Below are 25,809 nucleotides of genomic sequence, written 5' to 3' on the forward strand. Positions count from 1 at the left end.
AAGTGATAATCGCTGGCATTAAAGCACATCTATCAAGAGGCGACACCCGCCGAGGTTGTCGGCCCGCCAGCACGAGCAACCACAATCTGCCCGCGCCCGCGCTCTTTTGCCAGGTAGAGCGCAAGGTCAGCTGCCCGGATTAAATTGGTGGCACGGGCATGCTGCGGCCAGGTTGCCAGACCGATGGAGACCGATACCGGGCCGATATTATGGGATTCATACAAAATAGGGTGGGTGATGACATTCTGGAGAAGTTGTTCCGCCAGCTTGCGGGCCTCGGTCTCCGTGGTGTCAGGCAGCATAATCAGGAACTCCTCGCCACCGTAGCGGAATGCCGTGCCCCGGTCGCCCAACGTCTCGACCAGCAGTTGAGCTATTTCACGCAGCACTTTATCGCCCGCTTCATGCCCGTGGCTGTCATTGAGCTTTTTGAAATAATCAATGTCCAGCATCAGGCAGCTCAGGCAGCTGTTATTGCTCATCGCCAGATCGATCATCGCGCGCAAGGTCTCTTCCAGATTTAGGCGATTACGCAGACCGGTAAGCGGATCATGGGCGGCTTTTTCGGTAAGCGTATCCCGCAGCCCCTGGTTGGCCAGTGCCAGTGCGAGGGTTTCCGCCATCAGTTCCAGATAAGCGTAGGGCGGCTCTTTATCCTGGTCAGGTTGATCAAAGGTTAACAGCCCAATGGTTTTGTTTTGCGCAATGAGCGGAACACAAATGGCGCGGGCGGCAATCTCCGGCACAATGTGATCACAAGGCATATCCACCGAGTCACGGGAAGGGCAATGCAATTGGCCGCGTTTCAGTGCCCAGCAGGCGTCTGGCGTGAAGGGCGCATCGTCACCTGGCGGCAACAGCCAGCGGGCAGCCGATTTCATTCGGTTCGTGCGGGTATCGAGAATGTAGAGCCGTCCTCCCATGTCCGGAATAATCCGCGGAGCAAAACGGCTCACCACGCGAATAATGGCAGAGTAGGAATCACAGCCTTGCAGGCGTTGAGTCATACGCGCAAGCAGGGTGCGTGAGGCCCATTCGGCATCGCGCTCTTGCTCCAGCCGCTGCCGTGCGAGACCGTTTTCACGGAATATGTGGATAGCCTGCGCCATGTCTCCAATTTCATCCACCTGCGCCAGCACCGGTGTTTCCACGGCGTAATCCTGGGTTGCCAGCCGGTTGACCACATCACTCAAGGTAACCACCGGCCGCAAAATGCGGTGTTTGATGATAAAGCCCAGCACGAACAGGAAAAGCAGGGCGGTCAGGCCCACCATCACTTCAGACAGGGTGCGCAAGCGCTGAGATAACTGCGTCGCTTCAGCAATCACCGAGTCCGTGCGCTGGTCTGACAGACTGCGGAAATGGGCAAAACGGTATTCGGCCTGGCCCAGTTGGTCCTCATATTGTTGACCAAAGACAATCTCTATCGCTTCGTTCGCTTTCCCGAGTTCTACCGCCTCTATCGCCTGACGTTGTTCATCTTCCAGTTCTCTGAGCACTTTAAGCCCGTCACGCAGAATTAAAATTTCGTCGGTGGTGGCATCCCGGTCTCTCAACTGTACCAGGCGGTCTTCGAGCTTGATGTCTGCATCCAACTGCTGTCGCCAGGCATCGATCTGCTCCGGCTGACGGCGGACCACAGCAACACGCGCCAAATCGGTCAGGGCATAAGCATCTCTTTCAAGTTCATCAACCAGCGTGTCGGAGACACGACTGTGTGCGATAGCCTGGCGTTCTGCGCGTTCCGCATTAGACGCCGTAAATAGCGCCACACCCGAGGCCAGGGTCAAAACGACGGTGGAAATGTAGGCAAAATTCGTGATTGTTGCGATACGCACGTAATCACCTTTTTTCATTAAGGAAATGGAAGGAACGATCTTCTAAGCGTTTACCACTCTTCCTTATAAATCAAGCCGCAACATAAACGTAATTTATACGTCACATTTCCTGCCTATAGTCGGCGGCAGCAAATCCCAAAGAGGATAACAATATGTTTGCTCCCCTGACTTATGTGCAGGTGGATGCGGCCCGTCGGCGAAAGCCCATGGGTGTTGGACGCTCTCTCATTGTGGGAGAGCGCTAATGGACGCATCTACCGAAATCCGCCTTGACGGTGTCTCGTACGCTTTTGGTACGCATACCGTACTCGATCAGATCGATCTCCAGATCCCCGCTGGCACCATCGTGGCACTGCTCGGCCCCTCCGGCTGCGGCAAAAGTACCTTGCTGCGTTTGCTGGCAGGATTAACACTGCCTGCGAACGGCACCATTACCTTTGGCTCACGTCTGGTGGCGAAGGCCGGATGGGCAATGCCGCCAGAAGCCCGCGATATCGGCATGGTCTTCCAGGATTACGCGCTCTGGCCGCACATGACCGTCGACGAGAACGTCGCCTTTCCGCTCAGAATGCGCAATGTGCCGCGTGGTGAACGGGAAAGCCGCGTCGCTGCGGCATTAGCGCGCGTCGGTCTTAGCGAGTTTGCGAAACGCAAACCCTCCGGGCTTTCCGGTGGTCAACAGCAGCGCGTGGCGCTGGCGCGGGCGATTGTCGCCGAACCGCGGGTGTTGTTGTTTGATGAACCGCTTTCCAATCTTGACAGCGAACTGCGCGAATCGTTGTGCCGCGACATGGCCACACTGCTTCGCCAGCTTGGTATTACCGCCGTTTATGTCACCCACGATCGCCGCGAAGCCGAGATCCTCGCTGACCGTATTGTTCATTTGTCTGCCGGTCGGGTAGACGCTATTCGTTCTGTTACATCATCCTCAGGGGAAATTGCATGAAAGCCAGACTGTCCGTGAAGAAAGGAGTTGCGTTAGCCATGGTGTTATCGTCTGTCATGATGTCCAGCGCACATGCGCTGACCGTTTATACCGCAGGCCCAGGTTCTCTGGCGAAAGGTCTTGCCAGCGGTTTTGAGAAGAAAACCGGCGTGAAAGTGGATATTTTCCAGGCCACCACCGGCAAAGTCATGGCCCGTCTGGAAGCTGAACAAGCCAATCCGCAGGCCGATATTCTGATCTCTGCCTCATGGGATACCGCAGAAGATCTGCACAACCGTGGCTGGCTGCTGCCGTATCAAAGTGCTAACGCGGGCAACGTGCCGGATACCTTGAAGAGTGCTGATTATGTTGCTCAGGGCATCTCCGCGCTGGGCATTGTCTGGAACACCAAGAGCGGCACGCCAGAGCCGAAAGAGTGGAAAGATCTCACCGCGCCGGCATTCAAAGACAAAGTGACCACCCCGGACCCGGCGCTTTCCGGTGCCTCTCTGGATTTGCTGATCGGCCTGCAAAACGGCATGGGCGACAAAGCCTGGGCGCTGTTTGATGAGTTGAAGAAAAACGGCATGGTCGTCAGCGGCCCGAACGCGCAGGCGGTGACGCCGGTGATGCAGGGCGCGAAAGCAGCGGTCTTTGGCGCGGTAGATTACGTGACCTACGGCAACATAGAGCAGGGGGAATCTCTGAAGGTGATTTTCCCGGCCAGCGGTACCGTGATCGCGCCGCGTCCGATGATGATCCTCAAAACCACCCAGCATGAAGCCGATGCGAAAGCCTTCGTTGATTATGTGCTGTCCCCAGAAGGGCAGAAAATGGTGGCCGATGCCTGGTTAATGCCCGCCCGTACCGACGTGCAGGCAAAACGTCCGCTGTTTACCGAGTTGAACGTACTGCCAACCAAAAATGACGGCACCAGCGAGCGCGCCGATATCCTCAAGCGTTTTAATACGCTCTTCGCCCAGTAATCATCACCAGACGGGGGCCGCCCCGTCTTTTGGAACGCCGCTGTGAACCAACGACTTCTCTCGGGGGTGACCGTCGCCATTCTGGTGATTCTGGTCGCCTTACCGCTTTTCTTTATTGTCCTGCAGGCCGTGTTCCCCCATTTCATCGCCGGATCGCTGGAAGGGGCTTTTACCGGCGTCGGCCCCCTGTTTTCTGAACCTCAGCTTCCGGCCATGTTTATTGGCACATTACAAATTGCCGCAGGCGTTGCGTTGCTGAGCGCCTGTATCGGCCTGCCGCTGGGGGTTGCACGCGGGTTGTTTAATTTACCGTGCCCAAAACTCTGGGATCTCCTGTTCCTCATTCCCTTTTTAACCCCGCCCTATATTGCCGCACTCTCATGGATGCTGGTGCTGCAAACCAACGGCTATCTGGCGCAACTGCTGGGCTTCGATCTCAATGCCTTGCTGTTCAGTAAGAGCGGGATTGTGCTGGTGATGACGCTGAACATTTTCCCGGTGGTCTATTTCGCCGTCTCACGTAGCCTGCTTGCCAGCGGGCAGCGACTGGCGCTGGTTGCCCGGGTCCACGGGGCAACACCGTGGCGGGCATTTATTCATGTGACGCTGCCAATGCTGTCGCCGTCACTGGCGGCTGGCATGCTGTTGGCCTTTACCCTGGCGATTGAAGAGTACGGCGTTCCTGCCGCGTTAGGGACGCGCTCTGGTGTCGTGATGCTGACCGTCGGCATTGAAAAACGGCTGGCGGACTGGCCGATTGATCTGCCGGGCGCGTCAATGCTCTCCCTCATTCTGATTGTCATTGCGCTCTGCGCCTGGTGGTTACAGGGCAAGCTGACGGGGGGGAAAGAGGTGACCAGCGTAACCGGTAAACCGACGGAAAATACGGGGGCAACACTCGGTGTCGCTGCCGTGCCGGTCGTGCTGGCAATGGCTTTCGTCGGCTTTCTCGCCGTCGTGGTACCTGGATTATCGATGGCGGTAACCGGCGTGATGTCCACGCTCTCGGGGGGCTTATCGCTGGCGAATGCGACCACGGCCCATTACAGCGCGCTCTTTGCCCAGCAGGGGGATGCATTAACGGCGCTCGGAACCAGTTTATCACTGGCCTTTGGCTCAGCGCTGATTACCGGCTTTGTGGGTCTGGTGGCCGCCTGGCTGGTTGTGGTGCAGAAAATCAAAGGGCGACGGGTCATTGATGCACTGTCCCTTATGCCTGCGGCGCTGCCGGGGATTGTGGTTGGCGTAGGGTTAATTCTGTTGTGGAACCGCACCTTCTGGCCGGTCTCTCCGTATAACACCTGGGCTATTTTACTGCTCTCTTATTGCTGCCTGTTGCTGCCCTGGCCGGTGCGCTATGTCAGTAGTGCGTTGCGCCAGTTGGGGGGGAATCTGGAACCCGCTGCGCGCGTTCACGGTGCCAGCGCCTTCCAGGCTTTACGTTTTATTGTGCTGCCGCTGGTCTTTCCGGCCATGTTGGCCGCCATGTTGATGGTGTTCGCTATCGCCTCGCGTGAGCTGGTGACATCGCTGCTGCTGGCGCCTGCCGGAACCCAGACCGTCGCGGTCTTTATCTGGCGCCAGTTTGAGCAGGGATCGGTAGGACAGGGGATGGCAATGGCCACGCTAACGCTCATTACCGGTCTGGTGTTGATGCTCACTGCGCTGGCGATTATGCAGCGTGGCACACAACGCTAAATGCAGCGCACAAAATCGCCTGTCGGGCAGAAAAAATGCGTTATAACAGAAGGACATCTATTGCAGGAGCTGGTCATGACCCCTTTTTTGGACGCTTATTTCGCCCGTGTTGATTTTACCGCACAGCCTGATGTGAACATCGACACCTTGCGGTCTTTGCATTTACACCACAACGCCGCGATACCTTTTGAGAACGTGGACGTTGTATTGCCACGCGAAATTGAACTGACTGATGACGCGATCTTTAACAAACTGGTGGTTGCCCGTCGCGGTGGTTACTGCTTCGAACAAAATGGTCTCTTCGAACGTGTGCTGCGTGAGACAGGCTTTAACGTTCGTAGTCTGCTGGGCCGGGTGGTGTTATCCAACCCGGCGCAAATGCCGCCGCGAACCCACCGCGTGCTGCTTGTCACGCTTAATGATGAGCAGTGGCTGGCGGATGTGGGTTTTGGGGGGCAAACCCTGACCGCGCCGGTGCGCCTGGTGGCAGACATTGAGCAAAAAACGCCGCATGGTCTTTATCGCTTGCAGCAGGCGGGGCCGGACTGGATTTTGCAGTTCCGCCATCATGACAAATGGCAGTCGATGTACCAGTTTGAAATGGGGCAGCAGTATCAGGCCGATTTTGTGATGGGTAATTTCCACTCAGCTCACTGGCCGCAGTCGCATTTCCGCCATCACTTGTTGATGTGCCGCCATCTGCCCGATGGCGTAAAACTGACGCTGACCAACTATCACTTCACGGCCTGGAAAGATGGTCATGTCACCGAGGAGGTGGTTGCGCCAGACGCGCAGGCCCTGCATGCTTTGCTGGAACAGCGCTTTGGTTTGGGCACGAGCGACCCGCAATACGGCTTCAGCGTGAAAGATCTGGAGGTGACAATGTCACGTTTTAATCTTCACGGCGACGGCAAGTAAAACAGTTCGCGAGAAATCATGGCATCCAGATGTCGGTCGAAGGCCACATCGTCGACATCTGGCATACCGAGCACGTAGATACCATCCAGCCCGCAGACGAGGGCAATTAAGCGCCAGGCGATGTTTTCCGCTGTATCCGCGGGTGTAAATTCCCGAGCCGCCACACCGGCGTGAATAATCTCCAGCACCTTCTTGTGCCACATCTCCATTGTCAGAACATACGCCCCTTTCAGCTCGGCCTCTTTACTGACCAATAACTGCGCTTCCCGCCACAGATGAATATAAGGATCGAACCCGCCTTCATTGCTGCCCAGCATGGCGTGCAGCCGCTGTCGCCAGGTTGCAGAGTGAGGTAGCACGTCCGCCTCCAGCAGGTCGGCAATCACCCGTACAAACGCCTGGGATTTTAGCTCTCCGCCCGAGGCAAAATGGTGGTGTACCTGGCCTGTCGCCACGCCAGCTTCGCTGGCTATCCTGCGCACCGTCATGCCGGTAAATCCGTCGGCGAGTGCGACGCGCATGGCTGCTTGTAATATGAGCTCTCGTCGCTCATCCCGATTCAGATAAGCCATTCATGGCTCCCTTAAACGCTGAGTGAACGGAGTCTAACAAAAAGCTGGACAGTTGTTCAACATTCCGTAGGATCCCCATTCTGGACGCGTGTCCAATATTGCAAAGAGGGTGTTATGTTTCGTCAGTGGTTAACGCTGGTCATTATTGTGCTGGTCTACATTCCGGTGGCAATCGATGCGACCGTCCTGCATGTAGCCTCCCCAACGTTGAGTGCGGAGCTTGCGACAAGCGGCAACGAATTACTGTGGATTATTGATATCTATTCGCTGGTCATGGCGGGTATGGTGCTGCCAATGGGCGCACTGGGTGACCGTATTGGTTTTAAACGTTTGCTGCTGCTCGGAAGTGGACTGTTTGGTTCCGCTTCACTGCTCGCGGCCTTTTCCTCCAGCGCTGAACAACTGATTGCCTCCCGCGCTTTGCTTGCCATTGGTGCGGCCATGATCGTGCCTGCAACCCTTGCCGGGATCCGCACTACCTTCGCGAAAGCTGAACAGCGTAATATGGCGCTCGGCGTCTGGGCGGCGGTAGGTTCGGGCGGTGCGGCCTTTGGACCGCTGATTGGCGGCTGGTTGCTGGCACATTTCAACTGGGGGGCGGTGTTCCTGGTCAACGTGCCCATTGTGCTGGTGGTGATGGCGCTGACGGCGCGTTTCGTTCCTCATCAGGCGGGTCAACGTCAGCAGCCGCTCAATCTGATACAGGCACTGATGCTGATTGCAGCCATTTTGATGCTGGTCTGGAGCGCAAAAACGGCGCTGAAAGGGAGTGTTGCAGCCGGGGGCGTCGCGGCGGTCTTTTTTGTCGGGGCAGGGCTACTGATGGCGTTTGTGCGTCAACAGCTTGCCGCATCGACGCCGATGATCGATCTGCGTCTGTTTACGCATCGTATTATCCTCTCTGGCGTACTTATGGCAGTCACCGCCATGGTTGCGCTGGTGGGCTTTGAACTGCTGATGGCCCAGGAGTTGCAGTTTGTGCATGGTTTCACTCCGTTTGCCGCCGGTTTGTTTATGCTGCCGGTGATGTTAGCCAGCGGTTTCAGCGGTCCGATTGCCGGGATGTTAGTTACTCGTCTGGGGCTACGGCAGGTCGCAGCAGGCGGTATGGCGCTGAGTGCAATGAGTTTCCTGGGGCTCTCCGTGACGGATTTTTCGACGGAGCAGACTCAGGCCTGGATCCTGATGGCCCTGTTGGGTTTCAGTGCCGCCAGCGCGTTACTCTCCTCAACGGCGGCCATTATGGCGGCGGCGCCTAAAGAAAAAGCCGCTGCCGCAGGAGCGATTGAAACCATGGGCTATGAGCTGGGGGCGGGGTTGGGCATCGCGCTGTTTGGGTTGATCCTGACCCGCAGCTTTTCATCATCGATTTTGCTGCCCGCTGGCCTGAGCAGCCAACAGGCCGCACAGGCCTCATCATCTATTGGCGAGGCATTTCAGTTGGCGCAGACGGTGTCATCGCCGCTGGCACAGGACGTTATGTCTGCCGCGAAAACGGCCTTTATCTCGTCACACAGCGTGGCGCTGGGAACGGCAGGAACGCTGCTTTTATTGCTGGCGGTGGGGATTTGGTTCAGCCTGAAAGGGGTAGAAAAACAGGTTAGCATGGCCGACTAAGACGGGGATCTAAGGTAAAAGGCTCCGATTTGACGCTTTTGAGCACCTTCGCCGCCTGCGGATGCTCCGGGTTAAAAAGCGCGTTCCATTCCCCCGTAATGGTGCTTGGGACGCGCAATACCAGGCCATTTTTGCTGGAGGCCAGCCAGTCATCGCCAATATGCTGAGTGGAAACCGGCGCAGGATCGGACTGCCAGTCTTCCGGCAATGCATCGAGATCCAGGGTTGCCACCAGCGTGCGCGGTACGTTGAGGGTTAAAAAAACGTACCCTTGCGTAATATCCTCAATGTCCAGATGCACCAGGGTTTCCAGCACGCACAGCGCTTTGGATGAGCCCAGATAGACACAATCCTGACCCGGTGAATTCCAGCGACCACCGAAGGTTCTCGCCCCGTAGCCGTCAAAAGCGGTGGCGGCATATTTTTCCTTCACCAGCCGCCAGAAGGTAATGTTTTCCATTAGTTAATCACGCCGTGTTCGACACGACCAATCAACGTCAGCACCGCGTCTGCGCCAGCGGGTGTGGAGAGCAATTCTGCCGGTTTTTTACCGCCTAAACCTTTCGCCGGTTTGTTCAGCCAACTGGCCATACGCTCGCTGTCACCGTTAAAGAGTTCCTGCGCGGCGCTGATAACCCTGGCAAGCGTATATACTCTGGCGCTTTGCTCCGGGGAAAAGCGCTTTTCTGCGCTGTTCAGGCGGCGTTGGTAAGTATTACGATCAATCCCCGCCATCCGGCAGAGCGTGACTTCATCAAGGGCAACAGCACCGGCGATGTTACGCAACACGCCGGCATCAAGCCCTTCGCTGATGCTGTCGTGAGCCGCAATGGCCGTTGCGGGCAGTCCCAGAATGCTGAGCAAATCGTGCGGGATCGCCCGGGTATTTGGTGTATAGAGTTGCATAGAGAGACACCTCCTGTTCATTTGATGATTATTTTAGTTCAAATGAACAGAAGGTGCAATTGTGGTCAGGTATCCCGGGTGGCCCACCAGCAGAGTAGCGATCCGGCGCAGACCATAAACGCACCCTGCCAGAAAGAAAATGAGAGCGGGGCGTTTAACACCACGGCGGCCAGTGCTGACGAGAGCACCGGGGTAAAGTAAGAGGCTGCCGCCAGTACCGCAACATGCCCGTGTAATATGCCCGTATTCCATGCTGCGTAGCCAAACCCAAGGGCGATGGCGGTTAAAGCAAGTTTAATCACCGCCGGCACACTGAATTGCATCGGGGGGTGATCGCTGAGCAGAAATTTCACCCATAATGTCGCAGCGGTCAGCAAAATAAACAGCGTAATACCGTTCGACCCTTTGGCATATTTGCGGGTGACCGTGCAATACGCCGCCCAGATAAATGCCCCGATAAAGGCCAGAGAATAACTGAGCGGACTGGAGAGTACATTCTGGCGAATATCGTGAAGATTGATTCCCTGTTCGCCGCCTAATACCCAACTGACGCCAGCAATGGCTAAAAGTAAACCGGGCACGACCCAGAATGTGGTTTTTTGCCCGTTGAAAAGAATCGCGAATAATATGGTCATGCTCGGCCAAAGATAATTGACCATTCCCACTTCAATAGCCTGCTGACGGGTACCGGCATAACCCAAAGACAGCGCCAGGCACAGTTCATAGCAAACAAACAGGATGCTTCCTGCCAGCAAATACCCGCGAGGGAAACGGCGAATATCAGGAAAGCCGACGGTGAGCACAAGCAGAATGCCGCTCAGCGTGTAGATCATTGCCGCGCCACCAACCGCCCCCAGCCCCTCACTGACCGCACGTATCAGGCCGACCATCGTGCTCCACAACACGATGGCAATCAGACCGATCAGTGTTGCACGTTTTTTATTCATTATTCTGGCCCCCTCAAAATATAGCAAGGGGCAAATGTATAGCACGTTAAGACAGCGGCAGGGTAATAAATCCCCATGGAGACGTACTTACTAAGAAGTATATAAACCCGACAAAAGTGACTATTAAGAAGTTGGTCCATCGCGTTATTGATTTGACGCAAATTCAGCAGGGATATTGCTGTTAGTTTCCCCGCCGTTGTTGCTTAAAAATAACGAGGAACGCAATGGACGTCAGCCGCAGACAATTTTTTAAAATCTGCGCGGGGGGTATGGCCGGGACAACGGTCGCCGCACTGGGTTTTGCGCCAAAAATGGCGCTGGCTCAGGCGCGTAATTATAAATTACTTCGCGCAAAAGAAGTTCGTAACACCTGCACCTACTGTTCAGTAGGGTGTGGATTATTAATGTACAGCCTGGGTGATGGCGCAAAGAACGCAAAAGACGAGATCTACCACATCGAGGGCGATTCCGATCATCCGGTAAGCCGTGGCGCGCTCTGCCCGAAGGGGGCAGGCCTGCTGGACTATGTTCACAGTGAAAATCGCCTGCGTTACCCGGAATATCGCGCGCCGGGGTCTGACAAATGGCAGCGCCTGTCCTGGAATGATGCGTTTAATCGCATAGCGAAACTGATGAAAGCCGACCGCGATGCTAACTTCGTCGAGACCAATGCGCAGGGCGTGGCGGTCAATCGCTGGCTTTCCACCGGCATGTTATGTGCGTCCGCTGCGAGCAATGAGACCGGCATGCTGACGCAGAAATTTGTGCGCTCACTCGGCATGCTGGCGGTAGACAACCAGGCGCGCGTCTGACACGGACCAACGGTAGCAAGTCTTGCTCCAACATTTGGTCGCGGTGCGATGACCAACCACTGGGTTGATATCAAAAATGCCAACGTCGTGATGGTAATGGGCGGTAACGCCGCTGAAGCCCATCCGGTGGGGTTCCGCTGGGCGATGGAAGCCAAAAACAACAACGATGCGACGCTGATTGTCGTCGACCCGCGCTTTACGCGCACGGCGTCGGTGGCGGATATCTATGCGCCGATCCGCTCTGGGACCGACATTACCTTCCTGTCGGGCGTGCTGCTGTACCTGATCGAAAATAACAAAATAAACGCCGAGTACGTTAAACACTACACCAACGCCGGCCTGCTGGTGCGGGACGATTTTGCTTTCGATGATGGGCTGTTCAGCGGTTATGACGCGCAAAAACGCCAGTACGATAAATCCTCCTGGCACTATCAGTTCGATGAGAACGGTTATGCCAAACGCGATGAATCGCTCACTCACCCGCGCTGCGTGTGGAACCTGCTGAAACAGCACGTCTCGCGCTATACGCCGGAGGTCGTGGAGAACATCTGTGGCACGCCGAAAGCCGATTTCCTGAAAGTGTGTGGCGTGCTGGCCTCCACCAGCGCCGCAGACAGAACCACCACTTTCCTGTATGCGCTGGGCTGGACGCAACACACCGTGGGCGCGCAGAACATCCGTACCATGGCGATGATCCAGCTGCTGCTCGGCAACATGGGCATGGCCGGTGGCGGGGTAAACGCTCTGCGGGGTCACTCCAACATTCAGGGCCTGACCGATCTCGGCCTGCTGTCGACCAGCCTGACCGGCTATCTGACGCTGCCGTCCGAGAAACAGGCAGACCTGCAAAGCTATCTGACGGCGAATACGCCAAAAGCGACGCTACCTGACCAGGTGAACTACTGGAGCAACTATCCGAAATTCTTCGTCAGCCTGATGAAATCCTTCTATGGCGATGCGGCACAGAAGGAGAACGACTGGGGCTATCACTGGCTGCCGAAGTGGGATCAATCCTATGACGTTATCAAGTACTTCAACATGATGGAGAAAGGGCAGGTCACAGGCTATATCTGCCAGGGTTTTAACCCGGTGGCGTCGTTCCCGGACAAAAATAAGGTCGTCGCCAGTCTGAGCAAGCTGAAGTATATGGTGGTGATTGACCCGCTGGTCACTGAAACGTCCCATTTCTGGCAAAACCACGGCGAGATGAACGATGTGGATACCGCCTCGATTCAGACTGAGGTATTTCGTTTGCCGTCGACCTGCTTTGCGGAAGAAGACGGCTCCATCGCCAACTCCGGTCGCTGGCTGCAGTGGCACTGGAAAGGTCAGGATGCACCGGGTGAGGCGCGTAATGACGGCGAGATCCTGGCCGGGATTTACCATCGCCTGCGCGAGATGTATCGCACCGAGGGCGGAAAGGGTGTCGAACCGCTGCTGCGAATGAGCTGGAATTACAAACAGCCGGATCACCCGGAGTCGGAAGAAGTGGCAAAAGAGAACAACGGCGTTGCGCTGGCAGATCTCTATGATGCCAACGGCGTGCCGATCGCGAAGAAAGGCCAGTTGCTGAGCAGCTTCGCCCAACTACGTGATGACGGCACCACGGCATCGTCTTGCTGGATCTACACCGGAAGCTGGACCGAGCAGGGCAACCAGATGGCTAACCGTGATAACGCCGATCCGTCCGGCCTTGGTAATACGCTCGGCTGGTCATGGGCGTGGCCAATGAACCGCCGCATTCTGTATAACCGTGCGTCAGCCGATATTAATGGCAAGCCATGGGATCCGAAACGGATGCTGATCCAGTGGACGGGAACGAAATGGGCGGGTAACGATATCCCGGACTTCAACACTTCGCCGCCGGGCAGCAACACCGGGCCGTTTATCATGCAACCGGAAGGTCTGGGGCGTCTGTTTGCGCTCGATAAACTGGCGGAAGGCCCCTTCCCGGAACATTACGAACCCGTGGAAACGCCGCTCGGCACCAATCCGCTGCATCCGAACGTGGTTTCCAGCCCTGTTGTGCGTGTGTACAAGGAAGATGCGGTCCGCCTGGGTAAGAAGGATAAATTCCCTTACGTTGGCACGACCTATCGCCTGACGGAGCATTTTCATACCTGGACCAAACATGCGCGACTAAACGCTATCGCTCAGCCGGAACAGTTTGTGGAGATCAGCGAAAACCTGGCGAGAGCAAAAGGGATTGCCAATGGCGATCGCGTCAGGGTTAGCAGCCAGCGCGGCTTTATTCGCGCGGTGGCTGTCGTTACCCGCCGCTTGCAAACGCTCAACGTTAACGGTCAACAGGTAGAAACCGTGGGGATCCCGCTGCACTGGGGCTTTGAAGGTGTGGCCCGGAAAGGGTATATCGCCAACACCCTGACGCCTAACGTTGGCGATGCCAATTCGCAAACGCCAGAGTACAAGGCGTTTCTGGTCAACATTGAGAAAGCGTAAGGAGCGACGAGATGGCAATGGAAACACAGGACATTTTGAAACGCTCCGCCACGAACGCCATGACTCCCGCGCCACGCGCGCGGGATCATAAAGCGGAAGTGGCCAAGTTGATTGATGTCTCCTCCTGCGTGGGCTGCAAAGCCTGCCAGGTGGCCTGTTCGGAATGGAACGACATTCGTGACGAGGTGGGGCACTGCGTTGGGGTATACGATAACCCGGCCGACCTGAGCGCCAAATCCTGGACGGTGATGCGTTTTAGCGAAACCGAGCAGAACGGCAAGCTGGAGTGGCTGATCCGCAAAGATGGTTGTATGCACTGCGAGGATCCGGGCTGCCTTAAGGCATGCCCGTCCGCCGGGGCGATTATTCAGTACGCCAACGGCATTGTCGATTTCCAACAGGACAACTGCATCGGCTGCGGCTATTGCATTGCGGGTTGCCCGTTTAATGTTCCACGGCTCAACAAAGAAGATAACCGGGTTTATAAATGCACGCTCTGCGTTGACCGTGTCAGCGTGGGTCAGGAGCCTGCCTGCGTAAAAACCTGCCCGACGGGGGCGATTCATTTTGGTACCAAGGCTGAGATGCTGGAGGTGGCGCAGCAACGCGTCGACAAACTGCAAGCCCGGGGTTATGACCATGCCGGGATTTATAACCCAGCCGGCGTGGGCGGCACACACGTCATGTATGTGTTGCACCATAACGATCAGCCGGAGTTATACCACAACCTGCCAAAGGACCCGAAGATCGATACCTCCGTCAACCTGTGGAAAGGGATACTCAAACCCCTGTCCGCGGCCGGGTTTATCGCCACCTTTGCCGGGCTGATGTATCACTACATCGGTATTGGTCCAAACAAAGAAGTGGATGACCACGAGGAGGACAACCATGAATAAGTCAAAGATGATTGTGCGTACCACATTTATCGATCGCGCCTGTCACTGGACGATGGTTATCTTCTTTTTCCTGGTGTCACTGTCAGGTATTTCATTCTTCTTTCCGACGCTGCAATGGCTGACAGAAACCTTCGGTACGCCGCAGATGGGGCGCATTCTCCATCCGTTCTTTGGAGTGGCAGTGTTCCTCATCCTGATGGTGATGTTCGTACGCTTTGTGCATCACAACATTCCCGACAAGCAGGATCTCCCCTGGCTGAAAGGCATTGTTGAAGTCCTGAAAGGAAATGAACACAAGGTTGCGAAGGTCGGCAAATACAATGCGGGGCAAAAGATGATGTTCTGGACCATCATGAGCATGATTTTTGTGCTGCTGGTCACCGGGATCATTATCTGGCGGCCCTGGTTTGCGCACTATTTCCCGATACAGGTGGTGCGCTATAGCCTGCTGATCCACGCCACCTCCGCCATTATTTTGCTCCACGCCATTCTGATTCATATGTATATGGCGTTCTGGGTCAAAGGCTCGATTAAAGGGATGATAGAAGGAAAGGTGAGTCGCCGCTGGGCGCAGAAGCACCATCCGCGCTGGTATCGTGAGGTGGAACGCCTGGAAGCGCAGAAAGAGAACAGAGAAGGGATAAAGTAAGCCGAATAGTTCCCCCGCTCCGGTAAGACATCGGAGCGGGTAGTAGGGAGTTAAGTGTTGGTGATAAGCGCATTCAGTGCGGCAATGAGATCTGGCCGCGCTGTTTTAAGATTACAGACAAAGTGTTCGCGGCGTAGTCTCTTTTTTTCCACGCTAGTGATGCCCGGCGTATTCATAAACAGCGACTGAAATTCAATATTGATCCGAGGTGTGGCCTGATGATAATAACGAGTCGAATGGCCTCGATAACCAAAGGGAACAATTAAACACGTCGATAAGTCATCATAGTAATCGTGCTGGATGACCATGATGTAGGGTTGCAATACTTTTGTTTTTTCAGAGGGGTTACGATAGACATCAAACTGGAAAGACATTAAAGCCCTCAAAAAAACGGGTCATCGGATAACAAACCGGCTTTTGCCACAAACTCATTCATCTCACGAATAAATTCCTGATGTTCTGCGGATTTTTTGTCATTCTGGCCTGAGTGCTGCTGCGACTGGCTTAGCGGGCGCGCAGCGGCATTGAGACTATTATTATCGTGTGCTTTTACTTTCATCGCTCACCTCCTGTTTGTGTGCAGGCATTATCCCTCGCGAATAATAAAAAACAATACTGATTCACCTGGCAGTGTTTATTTTACGAGGCATGTTCCAGTGAAAATGAAAGATATGCAAATTTTAAAATGGCACTCTGCATCCCTTTATTAAAACGATGCAGAGCAGGCTCGGGATGATATTAAAACGGTTCTGGAATGATTCGGAATGGATAATGCGTGGGCTTCACTTTGCCAATTTTACGCCTGGGGAGGGTCACGGCTTCAACGGGCAGTTTTTCATAAGGAACCTGCGAGAGCAGGTGCGTAATAATATTCAGGCGTACGCGCTTTTTATCCTCTGACCGCGCCATAAACCACGGTGCCCACGACGTATCTGTAGCGGCAAACATGGCGTCACGCGCCACGGTGTAGTCGTCCCAGCGGTCGAAAGACTTGATATCCATGGGGGAGAGCTTCCAGATTTTTCGACCATCATTAATGCGATCACGCAGGCGGCGCTCTTGCTCTTTGGGCGTTACCTCCAGCCAGTATTTCAGCAAAATGATGCCGGATTCGACAATGGCACGTTCCATCATTGGGGCGCTTTCCAGAAATTTGTCCACCTGTTCCGGCGTACAAAAGCCCATGACGCGCTCCACACCCGCCCGGTTATACCAACTGCGATCAAAAATAACGATTTCACCCGCTGCGGGCAGGTAGGGCACGTACCGCTGAAGGTACAGCTGCGTCTTTTCACGTTCGGTGGGTGCAGGCAGGGCGACGACACGAAAAACGCGGGGGCTAACACGCTCGGTAATCGCTTTAATGGTGCCCCCTTTTCCGGCCCCATCACGCCCTTCAAAGACAATACAAACCTTGAGTCCCTTTGCGACTACCCATTGTTGCAGCCTGACCAGTTCAACATGCAGGCGACGTAGCTCTTTCTCGTACTCTTTGTTTTTTAGTGACGGTGCCGCGGGTGCTTCTGGAAGGGTACCTTGCTTATTCTTCTTTCCCATAACGTTTTCCTTACCCGGATTAATGATGAGATGCCTTAATGAGTGTAATGCTCAGTCAGTAGGTTCGCGCAGTTCAGCGTCGGACATTCACAATCCGTTGCGATTTTATGGATTAAGCAGGCAGGGCGATGATTTGATCTGGTTCACACTTCGGGAATAGCTGATAATGCGTGCTGCAAATATTTAACATGTGGTTGTGGTATGAAAAAAACGATATTTTCGTTAGCGCTTGGCACCTTTGGTCTTGGCATGGCGGAGTTCGGCATCATGGGTGTGCTTACTGAGCTGGCGAGGGATGTCGGTATTACCATTCCTTCCGCCGGGAATATGATCTCCTTTTATGCGTTTGGCGTGGTGATTGGCGCGCCGATTATTGCGCTCTTTTCCAGTAAATTTTCCTTAAAAAGTATTCTGTTATTTCTGGTGGCGATGTGCGCCGTCGGCAACGTGATTTTTACCTTTTCTACGTCATATACCATGTTGGCAATTGGCAGGCTGGTCTCTGGCTTTCCCCATGGCGCTTTCTTTGGCGTGGGCACCATTATTCTTTCAAAGATTGCACCGCCGGGAAAAGTCACGCTGGCGGTTGCCGGCATGGTCGCAGGGATGACGGTCGCCAACCTCGCCGGCGTGCCGTTCGGTACCTGGCTGGGGCACGCCTTTAGCTGGCGATACACCTTTTTCATCATTGCGCTGTTTAACGCGCTGGTGCTGCTCTCGATCCTGGCCTGGGTGCCAAAACTGTACGATAAATCAGAAGCGCGATTGTCCGAGCAGTTCCGGTTTCTGAAAAAGCCAGAACCCTGGCTCATCTTTTCTGCCACCATGTTTGGTAATGCTGGCGTGTTCGCCTGGTTCAGTTATATCAAACCCTTCATGCTGAACGTCTCCGGGTTCTCAGAGCTGTTTATGACCGTCATCATGATGCTGATGGGGCTGGGCATGGTGCTGGGTAACCTGATGAGCGGCCGGTTATCGGGACGTTTTAGCCCACTGCGCATTGCCGCCACCACCGATATGGTTATCGTCCTGTCATTGCTGATGTTGTTTGCGTTTGGTGAACATAAAGTGGCCTCCCTGACGATGGGCTTTATCTGCTGTGCCGGATTGTTTGCACTCGCTGCACCGCTGCAAATTTTGCTTATTCAGAATGCAAAAGGCGGGGAACTTTTAGGCGCGGCAGGAGGCCAGATTGCCTTTAACCTCGGCAGCGCGATAGGGGCGTATTTCGGTGGGCTGATGATTACACTGGGTCTCAGTTGGGACTATGTCACGTTGCCTGCGGCCATTCTGTCCTTCTCCGCGATGTCATCACTTTTGATGTACGGGCATAAAAGAGCAAAGCGTCAGCAGGAACACCAGGCGCTGGCGTGAGTTGAAAGGGCCGCTCTGTCAGCGGCCCGTAGAATTAATCCCGCATCCAGGGGGTAATACTTAAGCCCACTAGCATCCCTTCCGGGCTGAGGAAGCGGGTAATACTTTGCCCCCAGGGTTCAAGACGGTTCTCCACCAGTAGCCTGTAACCTTTGTCTTTTAATACCTGCGTGGCACTGGCGATGTCCTGCACCTCAAATTCGATCCAGCTTTGCGGTACGGGAATATCAGCAGGCCAGTGCGGGGTACCAAAACAGGACTCCGCCGCCTGGTGCAACGGCCAGAGCGCAAAGTGCTTTGCTCCCTCCAGCGCACCGTGTTCAACCACAAGGTAGTCTTCATTTCCTTCCATGCCCTTAAGGGGAAGGCCTAATGCTCCCTGATAAAGCGTTTTACTCGCCTCCACATTGTGGGGGACAGGGCCAAAACCGGCGATAAACAGCACGTCCAGTCCGGTGGGTGAAAAATCCATATCAATTCCTCCATACCTACGATTCGGAAGTTTAAAGTCAGGCGCGTGATGCGCCTGTGATGGGATAAGCGCTGTTAACGTTTCGCTTATCCCGCGTTTAAAACACCTTACATTAATATCGCGTTGAGCCGCGCTATCTCTTCCCGCCACTGGGCCTGTAAAGCAGGTTTTTGATGTGACATTTTACGTGCCAGATCTTGTTCCAGCAGCGTTTCCAGCGTGACAAGCCTCTCCAGCAACGCCTCAGCTTCGTCCTCCGGTTCGCCAGCCACATTCGGTGACACCGAAACGCTACGGGGCGGGCTCGTCGTTTCACGCAAGGCGTCATAGGCGGCATCAACATCATGCCACTCGCTGAATGTGCCCTGACGAATTAACCAGAAGCGGTTACAGCTTGCCTGGATAAGTTCCCTGTCGTGACTGACCAGCAACACGCCGCCGCTGAACTGTACCAGAGTATCCGCCAACGCTTCTTTACCTGCCATATCCAGATGGTTGGTCGGTTCATCCAGTAATAACAGATTGTATCGCGCCAGCGACAAGCCAATAAACAGCAGGCGTGAACGCTCGCCACCGCTAAGAGACGCAACCTTTTGCCCGTGTCGGGCCCACGGAAAACCGGCGCTGATAAGCGTCATTTTCCGCAGTTCCGCTGAGGGAGCGAAAGGTTCCAGCGCGTCCAGCAACGTTGCATCATCCGGTAGCTGCTCCAGCGTCTGGTCGTAATAACCGGCATGTAAACGAGGATGCAATTTTATCGTTGCCTCGCTCGTTTGCGTCGATAACTGACGCCAGATCAGCCGTAACAGAGAGGATTTTCCGCAGCCGTTTTGCCCGAGAATGGCGACCCGATCGCCGGTTTTGATCCGTGCCAGAGGCACGGAAAACAACGCAGGCAGGTGGGGCGCCGCCGGTACAGGCAGGTTTTCCATCTCCAGCAGACGATCGGCGATTAAGGGTTCGCCCTGTAGCGCCAGACGCCACGGACTCCCCGCCGTCAGCTGCGTCTGGCTCTCTTTCAGACGTTCCACCTGCTTTTCCATCTGTTTGGCTTTGCGTGACAGATCTTCGTTGTCATACACCTGCCCCCAGGTGGCCAGCCGTTTGGCGCTGGAGGTGACCCTGTCAATCTCCTTTTGCTCAGCCTTGTGGCGAAGGGCATCGCTCGCATCACGCTCCTCCAGCGCTCTGCGTGCCGCAGAACAGGGAAGGGCAAAGTAATGCAGACGGGAATCCCGCAGGATCCAGCTTCCGTTAGTGACCGCATCGAGCAAGACGCGATCGTGCGAGACCAGCACAAAGCTTCCCGGCCAGCGTTGCAGGAACTGCTCAAGCCACAGTAGCGTAGGCAGATCAAGATGGTTACTGGGCTCATCGAGCAACAATAAATCCGGCTCGGTGATGAGTGCGCGCGCCAGTAACAAACGGGTATGTTGCCCACCGCTGAGGGTGGCAGCCGGCAGGGTGATTTCCGAAGGCGTGAGCCCCATGCTCGCCAGCAACGCTTCCGCGCGCCAGCGTGAGCTGTCATGCTCAACCACAGGCAGTTGCGCCAGAACCGCATCCAGAAGATTCAACGACAGCAGTGCATCAGGCAAATGCTGTTCAACCCGCGCGAGCAGGCAGTGTCTGGCAACGGAAACCGTGCCACCGGAAGGCGAAATTGTGCCGTCCAGTATTTTTAACAGCGTGCTTTTACCGCAGCCGTTGTCGCCGATAAGCCCGAGGCGGTCGCCCTGGTTCAGGGTAAAGGAGAGATCAGAAAATAACGGGCCAAAGGCCGTTTCAATACGTAATGATTGTGCAGACAGTAATGTGCTCATTGCTTACTCAAGAGTTACAGGCATAAAAATGCCTCGTCAAACATCGCTGACGATAACCCGGTAAGCCCGAGGGAAGGGATTCAGTTAGCTTCGCTCAAGCCGAAGTTATCGCAGCACGATACCGATAACGCTTGAGCAGGTGCGATCACCAAAAGTACGTGAAACGAAAAGACGTTCACAGTACAACATAATTATCCTCCTTTATTCAGTTAGTTGATGGATGCAGGGAGTGTAGCGTGGTCAGGCGCATTTTGCTATCAGCCAAAAAAGGCGGGGGATCGTTTGCCGGGCAGGCTCAAAATTGCCCGGCAAACAGAAGAAAGACGATCAAATCGCCGTGCGGCGATAGCTACGGTATTCAGGCTTCCAGAAGTTATCGTCGATCGCCTGTAACAGCGCTTCTTCAGAGGTTTTCACCGCCACACCCTGTTGTTGGGCAATTTTGCCGACAGCAAAAGCAATGGCGCGGGAAACCACATGAATGTCTTTCAGCTCAGGCAACACCAGGCCTTCACCGTTGATCAGCAGCGGCGAGTACTTCGCCAGGGTTTCACTGGCTGACATGAGCATGTCGTCGGTGATGCGCGATGCCCCGGAAGCGATCACCCCAAGACCAATACCCGGGAAGATATAGGAGTTGTTGCACTGCGCAATCGGATAGGTTTTGTCGTTCCAGACCACCGGTGCAAACGGACTGCCGGTGGCCACCAGCGCCATGCCCTCGGTCCAGCTGATGATATCCTGCGGCGTCGCTTCTACGCGGGAGGTAGGGTTTGAGAGCGGCATGATAATAGGGCGCGGGCAATGCTTATGCATTTCGCGAATGATCTCTTCTGTAAACAGCCCGGTCTGCCCGGAAACGCCGATCAGAATATCTGGTTTCACATTACGCACGACTTCCAGTAGTGACAGGGCGTCAGCGGCGGTGTCCCAGCTTTCCAGGTTTTCACGCTTCTGGACCAGTTTGCTCTGGAACGGCAGCAGGTTTGGCATCTGATCGGTGAGCAGGCCAAAACGATCGACCATGTAGACATTCTGGCGAGCCTCCGCTTCACTCAGCCCTTCACGCTGCGTCTGCGCAATAATCTGTTCAGCAATGCCACAGCCTGCGGAACCTGCCCCCAGGAAGACAATCTTCTGACTGCTCAGCTGACTTCCTGCGGCGCGACTTGCGGCGATTAACGTGCCCACGGTCACGGCGGCGGTGCCCTGAATGTCGTCGTTGAAGCAACAGATTTCGTCGCGATAGCGGTTCAACAACGGCATGGCGTTTTTCTGGGCAAAATCTTCAAACTGCAGCAGCACGTTTGGCCAGCGATGGGTCACGGCCTGGATAAATTCGTCGACAAAAGCGGTGTAATCATCGCCGGTAATGCGCGGATGACGAGAGCCCATATAGAGCGGATCGTTGATCAGTTGCTGATTGTTTGTGCCCACGTCCAGCACCACTGGAAGGGTGTACGCCGGGCTAATGCCGCCACAGGAGGTATAAAGAGAGAGTTTGCCAATTGGGATACCCATTCCGCCAATGCCCTGGTCGCCCAGACCGAGAATACGTTCGCCGTCGGTGACCACGATCACCTTGATGTTGTGGTTCGGCACGTTCTGCAGAATATCGTCCATGCTGCCGCGGTTATTCCAGGAGATAAACACACCGCGAGCACGACGATAGATTTCAGAGAAGCGTTCACATGCCCAGCCCACGGTCGGAGTGTAAATGACGGGCATCATCTCATCGAGGTGGTTTTCCACGAGACGGTAAAAGAGGGTTTCGTTAGTGTCCTGAATATTGCGCAGGTAAATATGCTTATCGATGTCGGTTTTAAAACCCTGATACTGCAACCAGGCGCGCTCAGCCTGCTCTTCGATGGTTTCCACCACTTCGGGCAACAGGCCCAGCAGGTTGAAATGGCTTCTTTCTTCGACGCTAAACGCGCTGCCTTTGTTCAACAGCGGGAATTCAAGCAACAGTGGCCCTGCGTAAGGAATATACAAAGAACGATTTTTATTATGCTTCGATTGCATCTTACAACTCCTAAGTCATTAAAACCGGCGTGAATGCGTGCTCACGGCGGGGTACTGCAGCGCGCGTCAGTATAAAGCATCAAAATGCCAAATACTTGACGAGTGCAGTATTTAGGAGATGAATTTTATGGAGTAAATACCACCCCGGGCGGGGTGGCAGGAAAAATGCAGCGTATTAGCCTGCGCGACGATGACGTCCAGAACGGTGAGTGACCACAGTGTCATTGTCGTCTTTGCTTACGACTTTCCTGATGTTTGAGACTTTATAATCCAGTCCCAGAATATGACGTGCCTGACGATTCGACTTCATGCGTACTCCTTAATTCAGTTCATGTTTCAAGGGTTACCCGTGCGACACACGGGGCAGTATCATTTCGATCGATGCGGGTGTACGTCGTCCCGCAAAACTCATGGTCGGCTATCTGGCAGGCGAGTGCAACCGCGATGCACTGCTTTCAGAACAGTCCGGGTCCGTTACCGGTTGGCAAACAACGCAGTCAGGTCACCGCCCAGACGGGTGCTGTACAACGGGCGTTGTTGCTGAAGCTGCGCCTTAGCGGCCTCTGTGCAGCGATCAAGCGCGCACCAGCCCTCAAGCCAGGCATAGCTGGACTTTTGGCGTAAAAATGAACGATCCTGCGCAATGCCAGCCCTGATGTTGAACGCAGCGGCATTATCAAATCCTGTCACAATGCGTTCGGCCAGGCGTCGCAGGGCGTAATGATTTTCAGCAACCACATCGACATGATTACTGCGAGCGAAGAGGGCGATCATTACCAGCGGCTGGATAGCGTAATTATGGTAGGAGAAGGCACGCTGTTTTCTGCGCAGTTCGTTGGCTAGAAATCCATCGTTATCCACCTGGCCTGCCGCGGTACGGTACATTGTCAGTGCATGCTGGAAAAGATCCTGGCGATTGGTCGCCACGGCGGTCGCCATGATGGCCCATGCCGCCCAGTAACTGTGATTGTTCGTTCTGGCAAGCGGCAGGTTCGCCCAGTCGCTGACCGTCAGATCGGCCAGTTTTCCCAGCCAGTGCTCAATATCTACGGTCTGGCTTTTCACCGGATCCAGCGGATGCAGCGGTGAAAACTGCAACTGCAACCAGGCAGAAGAGAGGGAGGCCAGCGCCCATTTACGCATGGACTTGCCCGTATGATTCGTCTCTGTCGAGGTGAGCGCATCAGCCCTCGCCCAGGCGGACAGCCCATCAGCGAGACAGGCCACACGAGCGGGATCGCCATCACGTTGATACCCCATCACCAGTTGACTGACCTGCTTTTCCAGCCGGGTAATTGCCGTTGTCTGCTGGTGGAACTTTTCCTCAGCCTCTGCGTTAAGCGTCGCCCGCGCACTGTCAGCGCCTTCATATTTACTGGAAAACAAAAGTGCCCCGGTAAAGGGGGCCGGGAATTGAGGGCAGACAAAGTGAGAAGGCGGTTTACTGGGCGTGCCGGGCGGTTTGAAATACCCGGGCGGTGGAACCAGCACATCAGCCGCCTGGGCAGTCGACAGGGTGATAACGAACAGGATGACGATTCGAAGCGTTGAATACATGGGCGCGCTACCTGCCAGGGGGTAAAAACCTGACTATAACATGCGCCCGTCCAGGTTCAGCTGCCTCCAAACACATGCACCGCACGATGCAGGCGGGCGGCTCGCTCAGAGAGATCTTCCGCAGTAAGGGTGACGTTTTCGACCATGCTGGTATTGTTGTGCGTCATAACGCCAATTTTTGAGACTGACTGATTAATCAGTTCAAGCGCCAGTGTCTGTTCGTGGGTGGCAGTACCGATTTCTTTAATCATCGTCGACATGTTGAGGACGTTCTCGATCATGGCGGTCAAATGCGTCTCCGTATTTTCGACCATCTCGACACCCGTTTTTACGTTCGCCACGTTCTGTTCAATCAGCGTCTGAATTTCTCGTGCGGCCGACGCCGAATGCTGGGCCAGATTACGCACTTCGGCGGCCACCACCGCAAAGCCTCGTCCAGATTCACCCGCACGGGCGGCTTCTACAGCAGCATTGAGCGCCAGGATATTGGTCTGGAATGCGATACGGTCAATCACACCGATAATATCGACAATCTTGTTATTATCCTGGGAAACCGACTGCATCATGCTGATCGTTTTCTTCATGATAGTGCCGCTGTTGGTGGCATTAACGCTGGTTTCATCGGCACGAACCATCGCTTCAGACGCCGTTTCGGCGGTTTGTTTCACCGCACTGGCTATCTCTTCAACCGCCGCGGCGGTCTGATGCAGATCCGCAGAGGTCTCTTCGGTACGTTTTTGCAAAGATTCCCCTTCCTGCGTGATGCGTTGACTGATGGTGCGGATCCCTTTGATTTGAGCAGAGACATCGTCCACCAGCGAACTGAGGTTCAGGCCCGACTGATTTACCAGCCGCAGCAGCATGCCCATTTCATCAACGCGGTTGAACGCGTAATAATCTGACTGACGACCGGATACGACTTTTTGCATCTGGGTAAGAATAATTTTCAACGGACGGGTCACCTGCGCCTGCAGGTAGAAAGAGAGCACGGCAAGCGTCAGCAGAGTAATACCTGCTTTTTCAGCACCATTTAATGTGCCAAATTGCATAGCCATTAATAACAGAGCGGCAATGACAATACCTAAATTAGTGCGACTGCTAACGCTGATGCGTTGAAAAAGAGATAAAAAGGACAGGACCCCACGCCTGACAACCAACCCTTTATAGAAACGGAAACTACGCAGTTTATTATCGTTTACTTTTTTATAAAGTTCATCGCTGGTGTTTATTTCCTGACGAGAAGGAATGTTGCGTACTGATATATATCCGGTGAGTTGTCCTTGCTGATATACCGGGGTGACATTAGCGCGCACCCAATAATGGTCACCATTCTGGCGACGGTTTTTAACCATTCCGGTCCAGCTTTCTCCCTGCTGGATGGTAAACCACAAGTCCCCGAAAGCAGCAGGGGGCATGTCCGGATGGCGAATGATATGGTGTGGCTCACCGACAAGCTGGTCTTCGGTAAAACCGCTTGCGTCGATAAAGGCGGTATTGGCATAAGTAATATGGCTATGCGTATTAGTAGTCGACAGTAGCGTCGTGCCTTCGTTAAGTAAAAGCTCTTTCTGTGTAACGGGAGTGTTACGCTTCATGAATAGCCCCATAATAAACTGCTTACAATTAAACAGGAATAGTGCTGCCGGTAATGCTTTTTTTATTTACCAGTCAGTTGGAATGCTCTTTTTATTACCCGCACATTTTCCACCAATGAGGCGATGACGGAAAGTAGTAACGTTAAATATTTTTTTAGTCATGCTTACTGCTTATTATTTAA

The 25,809-nt window shown here is 54.5% G+C and carries 23 protein-coding genes; 9 read left to right on the forward strand and 14 right to left on the reverse strand.

The genetic code is table 11. From position 1 onward, the window contains the following. Window positions 1-32: 32 nt before the first annotated feature. On the reverse strand, window positions 33-1,838 hold the full coding sequence (locus ACUY4Q_RS11480; RefSeq protein WP_458047137.1) for a diguanylate cyclase: 1,806 nt from the start codon (window positions 1,836-1,838) through the stop codon (window positions 33-35). A 244-nt stretch (window positions 1,839-2,082) separates the two neighbouring features. On the opposite strand from ACUY4Q_RS11480, the gene ACUY4Q_RS11485 reads away from it, so the two are divergent. From ACUY4Q_RS11485 to ACUY4Q_RS11500, 4 genes are all read left to right on the forward strand, one after another. After that, window positions 2,083-2,784 carry an ABC transporter ATP-binding protein gene (locus tag ACUY4Q_RS11485; protein ID WP_458047138.1) on the forward strand — a complete coding sequence of 234 codons (702 nt, stop codon included), beginning with the start codon at window positions 2,083-2,085 and terminating at the stop codon, window positions 2,782-2,784. Further along, on the forward strand, window positions 2,781-3,749 hold the full coding sequence (locus ACUY4Q_RS11490; RefSeq protein ID WP_458047139.1) for an ABC transporter substrate-binding protein: 969 nt from the start codon (window positions 2,781-2,783) through the stop codon (window positions 3,747-3,749). The genes ACUY4Q_RS11485 and ACUY4Q_RS11490 overlap by 4 nt, the downstream gene beginning before the upstream one ends. Before the next feature lie 42 nt (window positions 3,750-3,791). Next, the gene (locus ACUY4Q_RS11495) at window positions 3,792-5,447 is read left to right on the forward strand and encodes an ABC transporter permease (protein WP_458047140.1); all 1,656 of its coding nucleotides are present in this window, start codon (window positions 3,792-3,794) and stop codon (window positions 5,445-5,447) included. A 75-nt stretch (window positions 5,448-5,522) separates the two neighbouring features. Beyond that, window positions 5,523-6,365, forward strand: a complete 843-nt coding sequence (locus ACUY4Q_RS11500) for an arylamine N-acetyltransferase (protein WP_458047141.1) — start codon at window positions 5,523-5,525, stop codon at window positions 6,363-6,365. On the opposite strand, the gene ACUY4Q_RS11505 is transcribed toward ACUY4Q_RS11500, so the two are convergent. Beyond that, on the reverse strand, window positions 6,347-6,937 hold the full coding sequence (locus tag ACUY4Q_RS11505) for a TetR family transcriptional regulator (protein ID WP_458047142.1): 591 nt from the start codon (window positions 6,935-6,937) through the stop codon (window positions 6,347-6,349). The genes ACUY4Q_RS11500 and ACUY4Q_RS11505 overlap by 19 nt on opposite strands. 114 nt (window positions 6,938-7,051) lie before the next feature. Between ACUY4Q_RS11505 and ACUY4Q_RS11510 the strand changes: the two genes are divergently transcribed. Further along, entirely contained in the window at window positions 7,052-8,554 is a 1,503-nt protein-coding gene (locus tag ACUY4Q_RS11510) for a SmvA family efflux MFS transporter (protein WP_458047143.1), read from the forward strand. Here the strand turns inward: ACUY4Q_RS11510 and ACUY4Q_RS11515 are convergent. The 3 genes from ACUY4Q_RS11515 to yddG all read right to left on the reverse strand — a co-directional run bounded on the left by ACUY4Q_RS11515 (window position 8,538) and on the right by yddG (window position 10,407). Next, a complete protein-coding gene (locus tag ACUY4Q_RS11515; protein ID WP_458047144.1) occupies window positions 8,538-9,014 on the reverse strand; it encodes an RES family NAD+ phosphorylase in 477 nt (158 codons plus the stop codon). The two genes, ACUY4Q_RS11510 and ACUY4Q_RS11515, sit on opposite strands and share 17 nt — an antisense overlap. Then, complete coding sequence (locus tag ACUY4Q_RS11520) at window positions 9,014-9,460, reverse strand: Xre family toxin-antitoxin system antitoxin (RefSeq protein ID WP_458047145.1); 447 nt, start codon at window positions 9,458-9,460, stop codon at window positions 9,014-9,016. The genes ACUY4Q_RS11515 and ACUY4Q_RS11520 overlap by 1 nt, the downstream gene beginning before the upstream one ends. Before the next feature lie 65 nt (window positions 9,461-9,525). Further along, entirely contained in the window at window positions 9,526-10,407 is an 882-nt protein-coding gene (yddG, locus tag ACUY4Q_RS11525) for an aromatic amino acid DMT transporter YddG (protein WP_458047146.1), read from the reverse strand. A gap of 224 nt (window positions 10,408-10,631) precedes the next feature. On the opposite strand from yddG, the gene fdnG reads away from it, so the two are divergent. From fdnG to fdnI, 3 genes are read left to right on the forward strand one after another with little or no spacing between them, the layout of a single operon-like run. After that, on the forward strand, window positions 10,632-13,679 hold the full coding sequence (gene fdnG / locus ACUY4Q_RS11530; protein WP_458047147.1) for a formate dehydrogenase-N subunit alpha: 3,048 nt from the start codon (window positions 10,632-10,634) through the stop codon (window positions 13,677-13,679). 11 nt (window positions 13,680-13,690) lie between these two features. Continuing rightward, the gene (gene fdxH / locus ACUY4Q_RS11535) at window positions 13,691-14,575 is read left to right on the forward strand and encodes a formate dehydrogenase subunit beta (protein ID WP_458047148.1); all 885 of its coding nucleotides are present in this window, start codon (window positions 13,691-13,693) and stop codon (window positions 14,573-14,575) included. Next, window positions 14,568-15,224 carry a formate dehydrogenase-N subunit gamma gene (gene fdnI, locus ACUY4Q_RS11540; RefSeq protein ID WP_458047149.1) on the forward strand — a complete coding sequence of 219 codons (657 nt, stop codon included), beginning with the start codon at window positions 14,568-14,570 and terminating at the stop codon, window positions 15,222-15,224. The genes fdxH and fdnI overlap by 8 nt, the downstream gene beginning before the upstream one ends. A gap of 50 nt (window positions 15,225-15,274) precedes the next feature. Here fdnI and ACUY4Q_RS11545 read toward each other — a convergent pair whose 3' ends face one another. The 3 genes from ACUY4Q_RS11545 to ppk2 all read right to left on the reverse strand — a co-directional run bounded on the left by ACUY4Q_RS11545 (window position 15,275) and on the right by ppk2 (window position 16,781). Beyond that, the gene (locus ACUY4Q_RS11545) at window positions 15,275-15,598 is read right to left on the reverse strand and encodes a CcdB family protein (RefSeq protein WP_458047150.1); all 324 of its coding nucleotides are present in this window, start codon (window positions 15,596-15,598) and stop codon (window positions 15,275-15,277) included. A gap of 8 nt (window positions 15,599-15,606) precedes the next feature. Continuing rightward, the gene (locus ACUY4Q_RS11550) at window positions 15,607-15,783 is read right to left on the reverse strand and encodes a hypothetical protein (protein WP_458047151.1); all 177 of its coding nucleotides are present in this window, start codon (window positions 15,781-15,783) and stop codon (window positions 15,607-15,609) included. A gap of 179 nt (window positions 15,784-15,962) precedes the next feature. Next, complete coding sequence (gene ppk2, locus ACUY4Q_RS11555; RefSeq protein WP_458047152.1) at window positions 15,963-16,781, reverse strand: polyphosphate kinase 2; 819 nt, start codon at window positions 16,779-16,781, stop codon at window positions 15,963-15,965. 201 nt (window positions 16,782-16,982) lie between these two features. Between ppk2 and araJ the strand changes: the two genes are divergently transcribed. Beyond that, window positions 16,983-18,155 (forward strand): MFS transporter AraJ, encoded by a 1,173-nt coding sequence (gene araJ / locus ACUY4Q_RS11560; RefSeq protein WP_458047153.1) that lies wholly within the window; start codon window positions 16,983-16,985, stop codon window positions 18,153-18,155. 34 nt (window positions 18,156-18,189) lie between these two features. Here the strand turns inward: araJ and ACUY4Q_RS11565 are convergent, their stop codons facing one another. The 6 genes from ACUY4Q_RS11565 to ACUY4Q_RS11590 all read right to left on the reverse strand — a co-directional run bounded on the left by ACUY4Q_RS11565 (window position 18,190) and on the right by ACUY4Q_RS11590 (window position 25,627). Then, on the reverse strand, window positions 18,190-18,627 hold the full coding sequence (locus tag ACUY4Q_RS11565; protein WP_458047154.1) for a VOC family protein: 438 nt from the start codon (window positions 18,625-18,627) through the stop codon (window positions 18,190-18,192). Between the two features lie 107 nt (window positions 18,628-18,734). Further along, window positions 18,735-20,450 carry an ABC-F family ATP-binding cassette domain-containing protein gene (locus ACUY4Q_RS11570; protein ID WP_458047155.1) on the reverse strand — a complete coding sequence of 572 codons (1,716 nt, stop codon included), beginning with the start codon at window positions 20,448-20,450 and terminating at the stop codon, window positions 18,735-18,737. 327 nt (window positions 20,451-20,777) lie between these two features. Continuing rightward, a complete protein-coding gene (locus tag ACUY4Q_RS11575; RefSeq protein WP_458047156.1) occupies window positions 20,778-22,475 on the reverse strand; it encodes an NAD-dependent malic enzyme in 1,698 nt (565 codons plus the stop codon). A gap of 175 nt (window positions 22,476-22,650) precedes the next feature. Continuing rightward, a complete protein-coding gene (gene sra / locus ACUY4Q_RS11580) occupies window positions 22,651-22,785 on the reverse strand; it encodes a stationary-phase-induced ribosome-associated protein (RefSeq protein ID WP_458047157.1) in 135 nt (44 codons plus the stop codon). 164 nt (window positions 22,786-22,949) lie between these two features. Next, complete coding sequence (locus tag ACUY4Q_RS11585; RefSeq protein WP_458047158.1) at window positions 22,950-24,032, reverse strand: mannuronate-specific alginate lyase; 1,083 nt, start codon at window positions 24,030-24,032, stop codon at window positions 22,950-22,952. Between the two features lie 56 nt (window positions 24,033-24,088). After that, window positions 24,089-25,627 (reverse strand): methyl-accepting chemotaxis protein, encoded by a 1,539-nt coding sequence (locus ACUY4Q_RS11590; RefSeq protein ID WP_458047159.1) that lies wholly within the window; start codon window positions 25,625-25,627, stop codon window positions 24,089-24,091. Window positions 25,628-25,809: the final 182 nt, after the last annotated feature.

The sequence above is a fragment of the Phytobacter cepae genome (assembly GCF_054165735.1).

Bases quoted from the DNA above. Each gene is read 5' to 3' on its own strand.
- ACUY4Q_RS11500 (WP_458047141.1), top strand. From the start codon at position 5,523: ATGACCCCTTTTTTGGACGCTTATTTCGCCCGTGTTGATTTTACCGCA.
- ACUY4Q_RS11510 (WP_458047143.1), top strand. From the start codon at position 7,052: ATGTTTCGTCAGTGGTTAACGCTGGTCATTATTGTGCTGGTCTACATT.
- sra (WP_458047157.1), bottom strand. From the start codon at position 22,785: ATGAAGTCGAATCGTCAGGCACGTCATATTCTGGGACTGGATTATAAA.
- araJ (WP_458047153.1), top strand. From the start codon at position 16,983: ATGAAAAAAACGATATTTTCGTTAGCGCTTGGCACCTTTGGTCTTGGC.
- yddG (WP_458047146.1), bottom strand. From the start codon at position 10,407: ATGAATAAAAAACGTGCAACACTGATCGGTCTGATTGCCATCGTGTTG.
- fdxH (WP_458047148.1), top strand. From the start codon at position 13,691: ATGGCAATGGAAACACAGGACATTTTGAAACGCTCCGCCACGAACGCC.
- ACUY4Q_RS11515 (WP_458047144.1), bottom strand. From the start codon at position 9,014: ATGGAAAACATTACCTTCTGGCGGCTGGTGAAGGAAAAATATGCCGCC.
- ACUY4Q_RS11490 (WP_458047139.1), top strand. From the start codon at position 2,781: ATGAAAGCCAGACTGTCCGTGAAGAAAGGAGTTGCGTTAGCCATGGTG.
- ACUY4Q_RS11505 (WP_458047142.1), bottom strand. From the start codon at position 6,937: ATGGCTTATCTGAATCGGGATGAGCGACGAGAGCTCATATTACAAGCA.
- fdnI (WP_458047149.1), top strand. From the start codon at position 14,568: ATGAATAAGTCAAAGATGATTGTGCGTACCACATTTATCGATCGCGCC.
- ACUY4Q_RS11550 (WP_458047151.1), bottom strand. From the start codon at position 15,783: ATGAAAGTAAAAGCACACGATAATAATAGTCTCAATGCCGCTGCGCGC.
- ACUY4Q_RS11485 (WP_458047138.1), top strand. From the start codon at position 2,083: ATGGACGCATCTACCGAAATCCGCCTTGACGGTGTCTCGTACGCTTTT.
- ACUY4Q_RS11575 (WP_458047156.1), bottom strand. From the start codon at position 22,475: ATGCAATCGAAGCATAATAAAAATCGTTCTTTGTATATTCCTTACGCA.
- ppk2 (WP_458047152.1), bottom strand. From the start codon at position 16,781: ATGGGAAAGAAGAATAAGCAAGGTACCCTTCCAGAAGCACCCGCGGCA.
- ACUY4Q_RS11585 (WP_458047158.1), bottom strand. From the start codon at position 24,032: ATGTATTCAACGCTTCGAATCGTCATCCTGTTCGTTATCACCCTGTCG.
- ACUY4Q_RS11570 (WP_458047155.1), bottom strand. From the start codon at position 20,450: ATGAGCACATTACTGTCTGCACAATCATTACGTATTGAAACGGCCTTT.
- ACUY4Q_RS11565 (WP_458047154.1), bottom strand. From the start codon at position 18,627: ATGGATTTTTCACCCACCGGACTGGACGTGCTGTTTATCGCCGGTTTT.
- ACUY4Q_RS11545 (WP_458047150.1), bottom strand. From the start codon at position 15,598: ATGTCTTTCCAGTTTGATGTCTATCGTAACCCCTCTGAAAAAACAAAA.
- ACUY4Q_RS11590 (WP_458047159.1), bottom strand. From the start codon at position 25,627: ATGAAGCGTAACACTCCCGTTACACAGAAAGAGCTTTTACTTAACGAA.
- ACUY4Q_RS11520 (WP_458047145.1), bottom strand. From the start codon at position 9,460: ATGCAACTCTATACACCAAATACCCGGGCGATCCCGCACGATTTGCTC.